The 805-nt window shown below is 52.8% G+C and carries 2 protein-coding genes; both read right to left on the bottom strand.

The genetic code is table 11. The annotated features are described in order from the left end of the window. Positions 1-437: IS3 family transposase (locus L6963_RS11695; protein ID WP_237225472.1), on the bottom strand; the 437-nt coding region annotated here is incomplete at its 3' end. Continuing rightward, positions 434-733: an IS3 family transposase gene (locus L6963_RS11690; protein WP_035011818.1), complete on the bottom strand. Its 300-nt coding sequence runs from the start codon at positions 731-733 to the stop codon at positions 434-436. The genes L6963_RS11695 and L6963_RS11690, both read right to left, overlap by 4 nt. Positions 734-805 lie beyond the last annotated feature (72 nt).

The raw sequence follows: 805 nt of genomic DNA, 5'->3' as shown, positions 1-805 counted from the left end.
CCCTTACACGGCAGGTAGGTAATGTCGCCGACATACACACGGTTCGGCTCGTCAGCGGTGAATGTACGGCCTACTAAATCTGGCATGACACGGTGACCAGGCTTACGCCTAGTGGTGATGCATCGACGCCGTTTGCTAAAGCCTTTTAGCCCCATGGATTTCATGATGCGTGCGACCTTCTTATGGTTGATCGGGCCGAAGTCCGTATCGTCGTTGAGGCTTGCAGCGATGCGTTTAGCACCATAAAGCCCGTTCTCATCATCGAAGATGGCCTTGATTCTTGCACCAATAAGGGCATCGGAACACATCTTTAACCTGCGATTTTCGCGGGTGTTGACCCATTTATAAAACGAGGAGCGATTGAGCTTTAACACATGGCACATCCGCTTGACCGAATACTCGGTTCGGTGGTCATAGACAAACTGGAAGCGGATCACCAGCGTGTCTCTTCGGCAAAATATTTCGCGGCCTTGCGCAGAATATCGCGTTCTTCGCGCAGCTTCGCGTTCTCTTTTTCTAGCTGGCGGATTCGCTCGGAATCAGTCGTCTCCTTGGCGTTGTCGCGCATGGCCTTCGTGCGGGCACGTTTGCCGGTGCCGTATTGCTGAAGCCAGGAGAAAAGCGAGGAACGATTGACTCCAAGCTCTGCTGAAGCCGCGTGAAGTGAAAGGTCCTCATTGTTTTCATAGAGGGCCACAGCATCACGTTTGAACTGTTCGGAGTACCTAGGCATGGTGGTAGATTACCTTTCTTCCCAACCCAACCGGGCTGGATATCAGGTGTCCACCAAACAGGGGTCAGGTCC

Source organism: Rothia nasimurium, assembly GCF_928392795.1.
GTDB classification, from domain to species: domain Bacteria; phylum Actinomycetota; class Actinomycetes; order Actinomycetales; family Micrococcaceae; genus Rothia; species Rothia nasimurium_F.
Note: the sequence above shows the minus strand (reverse complement) of the source record. Positions and strands in the feature narration are given on the sequence as shown.

Excerpts from the sequence above, each read along its gene's own strand:
- L6963_RS11690 (WP_035011818.1), bottom strand. The coding sequence starts at position 733 with ATGCCTAGGTACTCCGAACAGTTCAAACGTGATGCTGTGGCCCTCTAT.